At 44.9% G+C, this 12,800-nt stretch carries 15 protein-coding genes and 1 pseudogene; 12 read left to right on the top strand and 4 right to left on the bottom strand.

Translation table 11 applies throughout. The features are described 5' to 3' along the window. Positions 1–8: 8 nt before the first annotated feature. From IQQ51_RS04070 to IQQ51_RS04040, 7 genes are all read left to right on the top strand, one after another. The gene (locus tag IQQ51_RS04070; protein ID WP_193840444.1) at positions 9–845 is read left to right on the top strand and encodes a DUF4198 domain-containing protein; all 837 of its coding nucleotides are present in this window, start codon (positions 9–11) and stop codon (positions 843–845) included. Positions 846–961: 116 nt separating this feature from the next. Further along, the gene (locus tag IQQ51_RS04065) at positions 962–1,297 is read left to right on the top strand and encodes a hypothetical protein (RefSeq protein WP_017079279.1); all 336 of its coding nucleotides are present in this window, start codon (positions 962–964) and stop codon (positions 1,295–1,297) included. After that, on the top strand, positions 1,294–1,869 hold the full coding sequence (locus tag IQQ51_RS04060) for a DUF6162 family protein (RefSeq protein ID WP_193840443.1): 576 nt from the start codon (positions 1,294–1,296) through the stop codon (positions 1,867–1,869). Before IQQ51_RS04065 ends, IQQ51_RS04060 begins: the two co-directional genes overlap by 4 nt. A gap of 45 nt (positions 1,870–1,914) precedes the next feature. Further along, entirely contained in the window at positions 1,915–2,850 is a 936-nt protein-coding gene (locus tag IQQ51_RS04055; RefSeq protein ID WP_193840442.1) for a metal ABC transporter solute-binding protein, Zn/Mn family, read from the top strand. Further along, positions 2,850–3,584: a metal ABC transporter ATP-binding protein gene (locus IQQ51_RS04050; protein WP_193840441.1), complete on the top strand. Its 735-nt coding sequence runs from the start codon at positions 2,850–2,852 to the stop codon at positions 3,582–3,584. Before IQQ51_RS04055 ends, IQQ51_RS04050 begins: the two co-directional genes overlap by 1 nt. Beyond that, positions 3,584–4,459 (top strand): metal ABC transporter permease, encoded by an 876-nt coding sequence (locus IQQ51_RS04045; RefSeq protein WP_048612637.1) that lies wholly within the window; start codon positions 3,584–3,586, stop codon positions 4,457–4,459. The genes IQQ51_RS04050 and IQQ51_RS04045 overlap by 1 nt, the downstream gene beginning before the upstream one ends. Before the next feature lie 2 nt (positions 4,460–4,461). After that, positions 4,462–5,385, top strand: coding sequence for an ABC transporter substrate-binding protein (locus IQQ51_RS04040; RefSeq protein ID WP_193840440.1), 924 nt, complete (start codon positions 4,462–4,464; stop codon positions 5,383–5,385). A gap of 139 nt (positions 5,386–5,524) precedes the next feature. Here the strand turns inward: IQQ51_RS04040 and IQQ51_RS04035 are convergent, their stop codons facing one another. Continuing rightward, a complete protein-coding gene (locus IQQ51_RS04035) occupies positions 5,525–5,734 on the bottom strand; it encodes a DUF2986 domain-containing protein (RefSeq protein ID WP_193840439.1) in 210 nt (69 codons plus the stop codon). A 97-nt stretch (positions 5,735–5,831) separates the two neighbouring features. On the opposite strand from IQQ51_RS04035, the gene IQQ51_RS04030 reads away from it, so the two are divergent. Together IQQ51_RS04030 and IQQ51_RS04025 are read left to right on the top strand one after the other, a co-directional pair. Beyond that, positions 5,832–6,347 carry a GNAT family N-acetyltransferase gene (locus tag IQQ51_RS04030; RefSeq protein ID WP_193840438.1) on the top strand — a complete coding sequence of 172 codons (516 nt, stop codon included), beginning with the start codon at positions 5,832–5,834 and terminating at the stop codon, positions 6,345–6,347. 2 nt (positions 6,348–6,349) lie between these two features. Then, positions 6,350–6,745 carry a nitrous oxide-stimulated promoter family protein gene (locus IQQ51_RS04025; protein ID WP_050622357.1) on the top strand — a complete coding sequence of 132 codons (396 nt, stop codon included), beginning with the start codon at positions 6,350–6,352 and terminating at the stop codon, positions 6,743–6,745. Positions 6,746–6,840: 95 nt separating this feature from the next. Here IQQ51_RS04025 and IQQ51_RS04020 read toward each other — a convergent pair whose 3' ends face one another. Further along, positions 6,841–8,238 carry an MATE family efflux transporter gene (locus tag IQQ51_RS04020; RefSeq protein ID WP_193840437.1) on the bottom strand — a complete coding sequence of 466 codons (1,398 nt, stop codon included), beginning with the start codon at positions 8,236–8,238 and terminating at the stop codon, positions 6,841–6,843. Between the two features lie 50 nt (positions 8,239–8,288). On the opposite strand from IQQ51_RS04020, the gene IQQ51_RS04015 reads away from it, so the two are divergent. From IQQ51_RS04015 to IQQ51_RS04005, 3 genes and pseudogenes are all read left to right on the top strand, one after another. Beyond that, the gene (locus tag IQQ51_RS04015) at positions 8,289–9,182 is read left to right on the top strand and encodes an AraC family transcriptional regulator (protein ID WP_193840436.1); all 894 of its coding nucleotides are present in this window, start codon (positions 8,289–8,291) and stop codon (positions 9,180–9,182) included. Between the two features lie 84 nt (positions 9,183–9,266). After that, positions 9,267–9,689, top strand: a pseudogene (locus IQQ51_RS04010) (winged helix-turn-helix domain-containing protein). Between the two features lie 147 nt (positions 9,690–9,836). Beyond that, entirely contained in the window at positions 9,837–10,172 is a 336-nt protein-coding gene (locus IQQ51_RS04005; protein ID WP_048608244.1) for a winged helix-turn-helix domain-containing protein, read from the top strand. 151 nt (positions 10,173–10,323) lie between these two features. Here IQQ51_RS04005 and IQQ51_RS04000 read toward each other — a convergent pair whose 3' ends face one another. Further along, a complete protein-coding gene (locus tag IQQ51_RS04000) occupies positions 10,324–11,475 on the bottom strand; it encodes an MFS transporter (RefSeq protein WP_050712708.1) in 1,152 nt (383 codons plus the stop codon). Between the two features lie 262 nt (positions 11,476–11,737). Further along, a complete protein-coding gene (locus IQQ51_RS03995; protein WP_193840435.1) occupies positions 11,738–12,769 on the bottom strand; it encodes an AraC family transcriptional regulator in 1,032 nt (343 codons plus the stop codon). Positions 12,770–12,800 lie beyond the last annotated feature (31 nt).

The following is a 12,800-nucleotide window of genomic DNA, read 5'->3' as shown; positions in this document are numbered from 1 at the left end:
GAATGAACATGATGAAACAGACAAAAATAAAGGCACTTGCTCTAGCGGGTGTTATCGCGTTCGGCCTAGCGGCTACGACAACAGCACAAGCCCACCCACGCTGGATTTTGCCATCACACTTTACCGTATCGAAAGAAGGCGGTGATTGGCTAACGTTCGACGTGACTGCGTCTCACGGTACGTTTGTTTTTGATAAGCCTGCAGGCAGCGAAAATGCACATGTCATCATGCCTGATGGCCGTAGCGAGCGTCCAAACTTTGTTGTTCGCGGTAAACGTCGTTCAATCTTCGATTTCTACTTCGAAGAAGAAGGTACACACAAAGTTGCGATTAACAACCAGCCATCTTACTACACACAGTACAAAGCGGGCCGTCGTGACACTGTGAAATGGATCAAAGCAAACAAAGCGGAACGTGACTCTGTACTTCCTGAAAAATCACGTGACGTGGTAACACAAATCAGCTTCACTCGTGCTGAAAGCTACATCACAGTAGGTAAGCCAACGGATTCAGTATTCAAAATTGAAGGGAAGCTTCTAGAAATGAAGCCTGTGACACACCCTTCAGACATCGTTGAAGGCGAACCAGTCACGTTCCAATTCTTCTACAACGGTGAAATTCAAAAAGACGTGAAAGCTGAGATCACTCGTGAAGGCACGCTTTACCGCAACCACCAAGAACAGATTGATGTAGTGAGCGACGAGAACGGCGAAATCACGTTCACTCCAGATGTAGCGGGTCGTTACGTAATGAAAGCGAACTACAAAGGTGAGTTGATTGACAACCCACTGGCAGACAAAGCAAGCGCGAACGTTCACCTAACGTTCGAAGCACTGCTTCAATAGTCTGTGATGTCGGGGCTAGATCCCTGATTAAGCAACCAAAAAACTTAAGGGCTCATTTGAGCCCTTTATCGCTCAGTTTACTACTGAGAATTTGCAATGTGGCTAGGGTACGAACCATGACAATAAAAACAAAACTAAAATCGATAATCACTCCATGCTTGGCTCTGGGACTTGGTTTCGCTGCATTACCTGCGCAAGCACACTTTCCATTGATGAGCTGCTGGTTTGAAGGCAAAACTGTGGCTTGCGAAGCGGGCTATTCAGACGGTAGTAAAGCGATTGATTACGCGGTTGAGATGTATGACTACGAAGACAACTTGATTGCAAAAGAGATGACGGATAAGCGCTCCATTGTTGAGTTTCCAAACCCTGACACTGAGTTCTACCTTGTGTTTGATTCAGGCCACGAGTTTCCTGTTGAAGTAGACGTTGTTGAGATCAGCGAAAAATGATGATTCAAGGCGTACGTGCTGACACGGGCGGCAGAGAAGGCAAATGGGTAGGACTGATCATTGTGTTCATTCTGAGCTTTGCCACGGTTGCTATCCCATTTCATCAAGCTGAATCGCATATCAAAGCGGTACTTGATCATCAAATCTTAGTGACCGATGTCGAGCAAGAAAACTTGGCGATGTTATCAGAGCTTCGCTTGGCTCATGAAGAGATTCGCGACCTGCGTATGGACTCAGACGGCGAATGGCCAAGTGTTGCGTCACTTAAAGATGAATGGGTCGCGCCATTTGTTGAAGACCAGAGTTGGAAGCGTAAAGGTTCTCATACTTGGGTACTGGACGAGCGTGGTTATTATTTTTCTACTCCAAGTGAACAAGCTACGCCAACCGACCATGGCTTCGTTGACTCCTTTATTTTGAACGCCAACAGCGTTTCTCCTGAAATCTGGATTTACCTGGGTGGCGTAGCAAGTCAACCGACTAGTTTTGATGAGAACACACTTGAATCTGCTGGCTGGAAAATGGTCGTCAATGAATCAGAAGTTGAGCAGCATGATGCTTCTTCTCATTAAACAATCCGGCTTATAAAAATGCTCACTAATAATAAGAGAATTACTATGCGAATTATGACTCTATTGATGTCGTTATTAGCGGTGTTAATGGCACCCAATGCATTGGCAAAAGAATACAAGATCGACAGCGATAAGCTGACGATTGGCATAACCCTTCAGCCTTACTACAGCTACGTAAAAGCCGTGGTGGGTGACAAAGTGAACATCCTTCCTTTGGTTGATGCTGGCTTTAATCCGCATAACTACTTGCCACAACCGAACGACTTGAAGCGATTGAGCCAGATGGACGCTATCGTGGTAAACGGTATTGGCCATGACGACTTCGCACTTAAAGTAATCTCAGCTGCGCAACGTGATGACTTAGTGGTGATCGAAGCGAACAAAGAAGTGCCTTTACTTCCCGCATTAGGCCAATCTGTGGGTCAAGGCGCGGTGAACCCGCACACGTTTGTTGGACTTTCGACAACAATTCAAAAGGTTTACACCATCGCGAGTGAAGTCTCTAAGCTCGACCCAGACAACGCGGCTTTTTATCGTAAGAATGCACGTAAATACGCAAAGCAATTTCGCTTTATGAAGCGCGATGCGATGTTGTCATTAGGTGAGTTAGATACTTCAGGTATGAAGGTGGCGACCACGCACAATGCGTATGGCTACATCCTTCAAGAATTTGGTGTGGATGTTGCGGCGGTGATTGAGCCTGCACACGGTGTTGAACCAAGTGCGAGCCAGTTGCAAGAAACGATCGAAAAGATCCGCGCATCGGGCATTGATGTTCTGTTCTACGAGCTAAACATGCCAAACCGTTTTGTTGACACGATTGAAGCGGAAACGGGTGTTCAGCTTTACCGTTTCTCTCACATGACGCATGGCGAATATGAAGACGACAAAGTCGAAGTTGAGATGAAGAAGAATCTCGAGACGTTGATCGAAGCAATGAAATTTGCGGCTGCGAACCAAGCTAAAAGCGGGAACGCATAATGCTAGGTCCATCGATTTCAATCAATCAACTCGGTCTGCAATACGACAACAACGTCATTCTTGACGATATCTCACTAGAACTTAAAGCGGGTGAGTGCCATGTAATCATGGGGCCAAACGGCGGTGGTAAAACTTCTTTGCTGCGCTCTGTTCTTGGCCTTACGCCTTTCTCTGGCCAAATTAATATCCACTGGCCAGAAAAGCAGAGTATTGGTTACGTACCTCAAAAAGCGACCTTCGAGTCTAGCTTGCCTTTGACGGTCATGGATTTCGTACTGCTTAACCAAACGCGAATCCCATTGTTTTGGCGTCGTAAATCTAAGCAATTGGATCTTGCACTCGCACAATTAGATCGCGTTGGTATGGCGACTCGTAGTGACCGCCGCATGGGACAGTTATCGGGTGGTGAGCAGCAACGCGTGCTGTTTGCCCAAGCGCTATTAGATAACCCAAGTCTACTGGTGTTGGATGAACCAACCACGGGTATGGACGAGCAGGGCGTTCGTTATCTTGAATCGCTGATTCGTGAATGTGTTAATGAAGGTCGTACGATTCTTGCGGTACACCACGATGTCACGGCAGTGCGTCGACTCGAAGCGAACGTACATGTTGTGAATCGATTCTTGGTTGATAGTGGCCCACACGAAAAAGTTTTACATCCGAGCAAAATTGAGAGCTTGTTTCAGCACTACAGCAGTGGCTCTGCCATGACCAAATCGAAGGAGGTTGCGTAATGGATTGGTTACGACAACTTGCCATTAGTGGCGTGGAAGCGGGTTGGTTATCAGACAGCTTCATGTATGCGTTCATGGTGAATGCTCTGGTTGCCGCGTTGTTACTGGGCCCGTTACTAGGTGGCCTCGGTACTTTGGTGATTGCTAAGCGTCTGGCTTTCTTCTCTGAAGCGGTAGGCCACGCGGCATTAACTGGTATCGCTATTGGTGTGTTGCTTGGCGAGCCACCAGAAAACCCAATTATTGGTCTGTTTAGCTTCTGTATGATCTTCGCGCTGCTTCTTCATTTTGTAAGAAATAGAACCAACGTGCCATACGATACCTTAGTTGGTGTTTTCCTTGCGCTAGCGTTAGCGGTGGGTGCAGCATTGCTGATGTACGTAGCGCGCAAGATCAACATCCACATGCTTGAGAACGTACTGTTTGGTTCGATTTTGACGGTAACAGACCAAGACTTAGCGATTCTCGCAGGCAGCTGCGCGATCATTATTTTGCTCTTGATACCGACGTTCAACCGTATTCTTCTAACCTGTATCAGTCCTGATATTGCCAAGGTTCGTGGTTATAACACCAGTTTCTACGACTACTTGTTTGTCATGATGATCACCTTAGTGACGATTGCAGCGGTGAAGATTGTGGGTGCGGTACTCGTTGGAGCGTTATTGCTGATACCCGGTGCTACCGCTCGTTTGCTGACAAAACGCATGGGCAGCTTTGTTTTGCTGTCGGCATTACTGGCAACGGTCGCGTGTTTAGTTGGAACCGTCTTACCTATGGAATTGAAACTACCAGTACCTTCGGGCGCTTCAATCATCATCGTTTCTGCAACATTTTTCCTAGCGGCAACGCTATACCGAATTGTAAGAAAGGCATAATCATGACCTCTTTAATGAATCGTATCTCAAGCTCAGTGAAGGCAACGACTCAAGTGGGCGCACTAACTAGCTTATTGTTGGCTGGCTCAATGGTGTCTATCAGTGCTAATGCCAAGGATATCCTCACCAGTACGCCTGTGACTTATGCTTTGGCGACAGAGCTAACCAAAGGTACAGACATTACCACCGAATATCTGCCACCAAAACGCTACGGCATTGATCGTCTGCCAAATTGGTTTGGTACAAAGGGTGCAAGCAAAGTGCTTCAATCCGGCGAGAAGGCGACCGTAGCATTAACGTTGTCATCCATTTGGCAAGCTGACCCTACATTTGTTTACGCAAGACAGGGCAATATCCGTTTGGTTGAAGTGGATGCGGCTCAAGCGATCACACCGCGTGCTCAAGGTGTTGCCGCGCTGACGTTATCAAATGGCGATGTGTCTAAATACGCATGGTTAAACCCAACCAACTTAACGCGCATGGCGGCGATTGTTGCTGATGACTTTAAGTTATTGTGGCCAGTGCAAGCTGAGACCATCGATAGCAACCTACAGCGTGTAATGCTTGATGTGCGTGAACTGATTAACAAACAACAAGCGGTGTTATTGGATAACGACGTAGATTCAGTCTTGTTGCTTTCAGAAAGCTTGGAAGATTTCGCTTCAGGTACTCAACTGTTTGTTGAAGAGCGTATGTTCAAAGCTGAACTGGAATGGACAGAACAAGACAAAGCCAAACTCAAAGCGACGTTTTCAGAAGACGATGCACTATGGTTAGTCACAGCAAAAAAGCCAACTAACTTAATTAAGTCTTTAGTACCTAACGAGCGTATCTTAGTGGTTGATTCCGTTGACCGTTGGGGACGAGCGGGGATTAATGCAAAAGCGCCGTTTGCACGCTGGGAAGTTCAGCCTTTCAAAGGTTAAGTGGCTAAAGCAAGTTAGCTAAAAACCAGCTCGCTCAAAAAATACGATCAAAAAAGCAGCCCAATTAGAGGCTGCTTTTTTTGTTCTTGCCTGTTGGCTCTGAAAAGAGTATCAGACAAGAGAACTGCGAGTTTACAACTTACTCTGCAGCTTTTGTCTCTTCGGCTTCAACAGTCGCTTCAACTGTGCCTTCAGCTTGCTCTTGAGCGGCTTTAGCCAGTTCTTCAGCTTCCATTTTTGCACGGTCAGCTTTAGAAATGTAGCGAGGCTTGTTGCTACTATGCAGTTTAGAATTCGCCTGTTTCTGCTTCTTTTTTAGAATTTGATTGATTTTTTTCTTACGGTTCATTGCTGCATAGCCTTGTATTTAGTTTAGGCGGTGGAGGATAATCATTTTAGCTCTAGAACTCAATATTTACATGGTATTCAGCAAGGAAAAGATCACTATGCAGGCCGTCGAGACCGAACGTTTACGATTAAGAATGATCGCGCCTCAAGATGCGGCGTTTATTCAACGATTATACAGCTCAGAAGATTTCCTGCGTTACATTGGTGATAAGGAAATCAACGACTCTGAAAAGTCTGTCGAGTACATCGAAAACAACATTCTTAAGATGCACAAAGAGAAGGGTGTCTGTTTGTTGATGGTTGAAATCAAGGATTCTTCAACGCCAATTGGTATCTGCGGACTAATAAAAAGAGACACCTTAGAGTCGCATGATATTGGCTACGGGTTTGTTCCAGAGGTGTATGGTCAAGGCTTTGCCCAAGAAGCAGCGGAGGCAATAATTGAACAAGCTAAGCAGAATGCTGATATCGATCATTTAGTCGCCATCACCACCTCTGATAACATTCGAAGCATCGCACTGCTAACTAAGTTAGGTTTTGTGTTTGAGCGAATCGAAGACGTATTAAGTGAAAGCGTTAATCTCAACCTATACGGTTTATCTCTGGACAATTAATCATGTTTCAACATAACAACATTCTACAAGGCGAACTCGCAACGGAGTACAAAACCGTGATTGCGATGGTGCACATCTACTGTAAAGATCACCACGGTGCAGTGCGTCAGAATGGCGCGTTATGTGAAGAGTGTGAGCAACTGTTACGCTATGCCGAAACGAGACTTGACCGTTGCCCTTATGGTGAAGCCAAACCGACCTGCAATAAGTGTCCGATCCATTGCTATAAGCCCGATCCTAAAGAGCAGATGCGTTTAGTGATGCGCTATGCTGGGCCAAGAATGTTACTCAAGCATCCGATTTTAGCGATCAGACATTTGATACATGAAAAGCGAAAAGTGCCTGAGAAGCCGCTGCCGAATGTGTCGAACCGCCATATCCGAATGAATAAGAAGTAACTTACGTTTTAAAGTGGTTGCTGAAGAAACGAAAAAGGTCTGATTTCTCAGACCTTTTTGATGTAGATACGCTTCTATCTCAGCTTGAATGTTGCCTATGCCGCTTGAGGCTCGTCGTAGGTCACTGTGAGGTTGTTGATCCAGCGTCGGCTTAGGTAGCGATGAGAACAAATTGCCAGTTTCACCACTTCTTCTACCAACATCAAACCATAGATGTATTTGAAATCCCATCCAGCGACAAACGCGCCGTAAACACATACTGGAATACCCACCATCCACATCGCGATGAAGTCCATACGCAGGCAGAAAGCATTATCGCCACCAGCGCGAATGATACCGTTGATGATCACCATGTTCAGCATACGAATCACCACAGCAAAACACATAATGGTCATTGCAGGTGAAGCGAGTGGGTAAAGTCCATCTGTAGAAAGATTCAGCCATGTTAGTACATGCTCTTTGCCCATAAACAGTAGCAATCCAACAACCGCGCCAAATCCAACGACGGCTTTAATGAAGGTCAGCCCCATACTCATTGCGTCATCAAACTCATCACGGCCTAATGAATGACCAAGCAACACTGAACACGCTACCGAGATACCAAAGAAAATCGAATAACACAACGATTCAAACGGTGCGAGCATAGAGAACACGGCAAGTTCCGTTGTGCCCATGTGGCCGAAGATCATTTGGTACGCCATAGTGCCCATTGCCCATAACACGGCATTCATCATTAGTGGCAAAGCAATACGACGGTAAGACAACCATAATGATGGACGATGTGGTGAGCTAGGCGTGGTTAACAACCAGTGTTTACGCATGCGCATGTAGCTATACATCAAGCCGACTTGAATTGCGCGAGCGAGTGTCGTCGCCAATGCTGCACCTGCTACGCCCATAGCAGGAATACCAAAGGCACCTTTGATTAGAACGAAATTAAGCGCAATGTTGAGTGCAATGGTCACCGCGCCCAATAGTAGTGGAGTTACGGTGTCACCTGAAGAGCGCATGCTTGCTTCTACTACGACAACAATGTGAGTCAGTAGTAGAACAGGGAAGCCATACCATAGGTAAGTCGCGCCAAGTTCAATCACGGTTTGATCGCTGGTTTGCAACATCATTAAAAACTGAGATCCAAGAGTGATGATTGCAGTAACAGGCAACAGAACTTTTAAGCCAAACACCATCGCGATAGATGATACTGTTCGCGCGCTTTTTCGGTCGTTCTTTCCCCAGTATTGAGCGACTAATGTTCCGTTTGCTGAGGCCAACCCTGCCATAATCATAATAGCAACGAAGTGCCATTTTGATGCAATTCCCACAGCCGCAGCTGCTTCCATACCATAATCACTGACCATTAATACGTCAGCAAGGGCAAGAATAGCGACAAGTGCACTTTGCAAAGCAACAGGTAAACCTAGTTTAACGATACGAGGTAAGATGCTCTCTGGCTTGTTATTCATAGATGAGTTAGGGTTGATGTTAGTTGTCATAAGCTCTCCGATTTATGGCAGAACTATAGTGATTTGAGCGAAGTAACAACATGTTTAAAAAACAACAAAACCTGTGCGAATCCGTCATTGATTCAATGAGACCAAAATCAACTTGGCATGATGATGTTTTTCTCGCTGAAGAGTGCAAAGAACGTTTTTTGACCGTCGAAGATATTCCAGAGATGAAAAGCTTTGGTGTCTATATGGGCGGTATGGCGAAGCTATATGATGGCTACTGGGTTGAGCGCGAATCCGTTAATGTTCATACGTTGATTTTCACTATGGAAGGTGGCGGCATTCTAACAACCGCAATATCGGTACAAGCGATTACGCCTTATACACTCGTGGTGCTTCCTGCTGAAACCCCATTTCGTTTTGAACTCGATCCTCAATATAATTATTGGAAAATGGCGTGGATGTTGACGCCTGACACTAAGCAGTGGCAACACATAGCAAGTTTAGGACAGGGGATTGTGCCTTTTGGAGAGTGTGAGCAGATCTGGTCATTAATGAACTTGGTTTACTTTGAGATAGGCGGCAGAGCCAGTTACCGTAAGTTACTCTTGAGTGAAATTATCCGAACCTTGACGGGGTTTGAGCCTAAGTCGACCAGTACCACTGCACGTGTTCAAGCGCTCTATAATGAGATTGAAAGTAGTCTGCACCAGCCATGGACAGTGGCAGGGATGGCCGAAAGAGTGTTCATCAGTGAAGAGCAACTCAATAGAGTCACCAAGACGCTATTCAACCTCTCACCACGCAGTAAATTGATTCAATTACGCATGGATAAAGCCACCAGTCTGCTGAAATATCAAGATTGGTCAGTCTCTATGATTGCTAATCGCTTAGGCTACAAAGATCCTTATAACTTTTCGCATCGTTTCAAAAAGCATTTCGGTTTGTCACCCAGTAAATATCGAAAGAGCCATCGACTTCCTGGTTAGCCTTACATGTTTCCTCGATCAATTACGCAAGATCAAACTTTTCAGTAATATTACTGTATTGAGCTATCTATCAATTTAGTATTTTTGCTCTATTCGATAGTATTGGAAATATCTCAGAAGACGACTGCTTATGCAACATGAGGAATTAATGCAACAAGTTATCAGCGAGACGGATGATTTAGATCTCCCGTCAAAGCTCATTTTAAACAACAAAGAGTTTCGTTCAGGCACTAAAATCGTACGTAAGCAGGGCTGTGGTTCGATTGTAGGAACGCTTTCAGGGCCTCACCGTAAAGTACTTTTTTATCTTTATCAGAACAAAGGCCAAGTAGTCAGTAAGCAAATTTTGAAGCGTGTAGGTTGGGCCGGTAAAGCGGTGACATGTGCTTCTGTATTGGTGGCTATTTACGAGATCAGAAGAGTTCTTGATTGTCGTTGTATTCAAACCGTTTCTAACGAAGGGTATGTTATGGCGGACTAAATAATCCTCTATTTATATCCTGTTAATATCTTAATAATAAAAATTTAATCTCTTTACCGTACGAATTCCATTGATTATCGTCAAATCTAAAACGTCCAGTTATAAGCGACGTTATATAAATACGACTGAATCTGACTTTGTCGCTGGCTATATAGTAAGGGAATGATACAAAAATGGACTCTTATCCTGTAATAGAAACGAACCACTCTGAAAACAACGTAATACTTGAATTAAACGGAAAAATTGTTGAACTCAACACCAAACTTATTCGCAATGTAGAGAATGGCTACGTACTGGCTACCATGCCATTGGCGTACCGAAAGATCATTTTATTTATGAATCGACATCGAGGTGAATTGTTCAGTGTTGGTCAATTAAAGAAGATTGGCTGGGAAAGTGAAAAAGTAACTAACTCTTCGGTGATTGTTGCGATATCTGAAATAAGATCATTATTCGGAGATGGACTAATCATTACCATTACTGGTGAAGGTTACGTATTTCAACCTTAACGTTCAGAGGTAATTGATTTTATTTTCTGATTGTTGATGTTTATTGTCGTTATTTCCTCCAGACGACATAAACAAAAAGGGCCCTTCGTTTAGATATAAAATCTTAACTCGGAGCCCTAATGACACGCATCTGGTGTCTGTCTATTTAAGCTTACTCGCCTGCAATCTGTAGGTGAGAGCGCTTTAGGCTAGCAATCAACATGTAGATCGTTGTAGCAAGTAGAGACGCAAACAGGTAAGTGAACAATCCTGCTTGTGAATCCATAAAGCTGTCTGCAACGATTGGTCCCGCAACAGAACCGATGCTGTAGCAAAGTAGCATGATTTGAGTCACTGACACCAAGTAGCTTGGGTCAAGGTTACGGCAACCCAAGTTAATCGCGATTGGGTATAGCGCAAATGTCGCCATGCCTAATACGAACAAGCTCATGCCTAGTACGTAGAAATCGTGATTGATAGTCAGCACACCAATGCTTGCAACCCCTAGCAGGCAGAACAGAGCCATTAATAATACTTGTCCTACGTGGTGAGATAACCAAGTCACCATCGGCTGTACAGCCATGCCGCCCATGATAACCAAAGCCATCAAACCACCAATGTCTTCGTGTGCAATGTTACGTTGAGCAAGTTCAACTGGCATCAAGCCGTAAATCGCACCTAGCGTTAATCCGGACACAATGCAGCCAATTAGCGCGCTGTGGCTTAATTTGCTGATCTGCTTTAAAGACAAAGATTGCGCATCGTGGATCTGTGGTGGAGTTGCTTGTCCGTACATCAAAACAATGATCGCACCAAACAGAAGGGTGAACATTGCGATGAAAGGTACGCCACCAGTAATACCTAAGTAACCGATACCAAGCTGACCAACTGCAGAACCGCCGTACAGTGAACACATGTAGATAGCGAGACGCTTTGCGCGTTGTGACTCGTCACCGCTCATTAGCCAAGACTCTACAATCACGAAGATACCTGCAACCGCCACACCAGCCACAAAGCGAGCTAATAGCCAAACTGCTTGATGTGGGATCAATGGCAATACAAGGATCGTTGCGATGAACACACTCAATGCGATGACAAACGCGTCTTTGTGACCAACACGCGCAATGGCACGTTCAATCAATAATGTACCAGTCAGTAGACCTGCATAGAATGCACTCGCCAACCAACTCGATAGATCTTTGTCTAAGCCATACTCAGACAGCATTAATGGTAATGAACTCATTAAGTAGCCTGAAGCTATCGCGTAAAAAGACAATGCAATAACAGGAACCGTTATGCGAGTTGTTGGTTGGATGTTGTCCAATGCAGGAGCCTCTGATAGTAAAAGAAACGATGAATTTTCCGCGACTATGGGGGAGAAACTGGATTGGGTAAAACGAATAAAAATGGTCGTTAAGATAAAAGAAATTTATCAACTAACGAAACTAAAATACCGATGCGAGATTTGGTCATTTCACGAGATTTTATGTGGTCAAAAAGCCGTTAACCCCTTGTTCATTGGCTATTTAATTAAGAGGGTGAAAACAAATTTATTTGTAGCGTTGAAATTAAATTTGAAGTGCAGTTTACGATAAGAGCGCTTCTTTTCGGTATTGGCGTGGCGAGTTACCACTCCACTTACGAAAGGCATGACGAAAGTTAGCGCTATCAGAAAAGCCAACGCGTTCAGATATCTCTTCAATACTCATTCGAGTTGAAGAAAGGTAGTGCCGGGAAAGGTGAAAGCGAACATGGTCAAGTATCTTCTGATAGCTCGTATCCGCTGCTTTCAGGTGACGACGCAAAGTTCGAGAAGACATGCCCAGTTCTGAAGAAATGGATTCTATCGAAGGGTAACATCCTGGCCTTTCAATCAGCATCTGGGAGACTTTCTCTTTGAGGCTGGTGGGTGCGCTGACTTTTGCCAACATGTCATCACACGATTTTAAGCACATCTGTAAAGTGATGGTATTGGCGGTAGGAAGAGACGAATACAAGGTGGTTGCGTCGAACTCCCATTCAAGACGGTCACTATTGAACTCAACCGGGCATCGGAAAATCTCTGTGTATAGATCGCCGTATTCAGGTTTTGGATAGGGGAAGCGGATCACCTGAGAAGGAAAGGGCTGTTGCAAAACTTCTTCACACAAACTGTGTATCGCCGCAAACCAATATTCACAGCAAAAGGGCAGCAAAGAATCGAGTTCGATAAGTTGCTCTGCGCGAAAGTAACCAATGTTGTCTTCTACAGACATGGTTTTCCTGAGGACAGGGCCAGCAAGTTGCAGATACTTGAATCCGATTAAAAAGGCATCGAGTAGTGTCTCGCTGCTAAACACCGCATAACCGAGCACGCCAAAGTCGCTGAACCTGGCTTGTTGGCCGACTTTAAGCCCCAATCCGTCTTCGTTAGAATTCGCTAACGCATTACTGAACACAGCAAGCTTTTGCGCCAAAGTGATGTGTGTATCAGGTGTGTTGAGTTGGAGGGCATCGATGTTACTGCCTTCAAGCAACTCTTCGATACTCAGAGCAGGCGACAGGTAACGATGCAGCAACTGAAGATCCAGAATGCCGAATGCTTGCATATCGGGTTCGTAAACTGCGGTGTATTCCATAAGCTGCCTCTTGTTGAATATCGATATCTTA

Origin of the sequence: Vibrio sp. OPT18, assembly GCF_015163615.1 — a bacterium.
Taxonomy (GTDB): Bacteria; Pseudomonadota; Gammaproteobacteria; order Enterobacterales; family Vibrionaceae; genus Vibrio; species Vibrio coralliirubri.
Note: the sequence above shows the minus strand (reverse complement) of the source record. Positions and strands in the feature narration are given on the sequence as shown.

Coding starts and splice junctions, on each gene's coding strand:
- IQQ51_RS04065 (WP_017079279.1), top strand. CDS start 962: ATGACAATAAAAACAAAACTAAAATCGATAATCACTCCATGCTTGGCT.
- IQQ51_RS04055 (WP_193840442.1), top strand. CDS start 1,915: ATGCGAATTATGACTCTATTGATGTCGTTATTAGCGGTGTTAATGGCA.
- IQQ51_RS04050 (WP_193840441.1), top strand. CDS start 2,850: ATGCTAGGTCCATCGATTTCAATCAATCAACTCGGTCTGCAATACGAC.
- IQQ51_RS04040 (WP_193840440.1), top strand. CDS start 4,462: ATGACCTCTTTAATGAATCGTATCTCAAGCTCAGTGAAGGCAACGACT.
- IQQ51_RS04060 (WP_193840443.1), top strand. CDS start 1,294: ATGATGATTCAAGGCGTACGTGCTGACACGGGCGGCAGAGAAGGCAAA.
- IQQ51_RS04025 (WP_050622357.1), top strand. CDS start 6,350: ATGTTTCAACATAACAACATTCTACAAGGCGAACTCGCAACGGAGTAC.
- IQQ51_RS04020 (WP_193840437.1), bottom strand. CDS start 8,238: ATGACAACTAACATCAACCCTAACTCATCTATGAATAACAAGCCAGAG.
- IQQ51_RS04030 (WP_193840438.1), top strand. CDS start 5,832: ATGCAGGCCGTCGAGACCGAACGTTTACGATTAAGAATGATCGCGCCT.
- IQQ51_RS04005 (WP_048608244.1), top strand. CDS start 9,837: ATGGACTCTTATCCTGTAATAGAAACGAACCACTCTGAAAACAACGTA.
- IQQ51_RS04070 (WP_193840444.1), top strand. CDS start 9: ATGATGAAACAGACAAAAATAAAGGCACTTGCTCTAGCGGGTGTTATC.
- IQQ51_RS03995 (WP_193840435.1), bottom strand. CDS start 12,769: ATGGAATACACCGCAGTTTACGAACCCGATATGCAAGCATTCGGCATT.
- IQQ51_RS04045 (WP_048612637.1), top strand. CDS start 3,584: ATGGATTGGTTACGACAACTTGCCATTAGTGGCGTGGAAGCGGGTTGG.
- IQQ51_RS04035 (WP_193840439.1), bottom strand. CDS start 5,734: ATGAACCGTAAGAAAAAAATCAATCAAATTCTAAAAAAGAAGCAGAAA.
- IQQ51_RS04015 (WP_193840436.1), top strand. CDS start 8,289: ATGTTTAAAAAACAACAAAACCTGTGCGAATCCGTCATTGATTCAATG.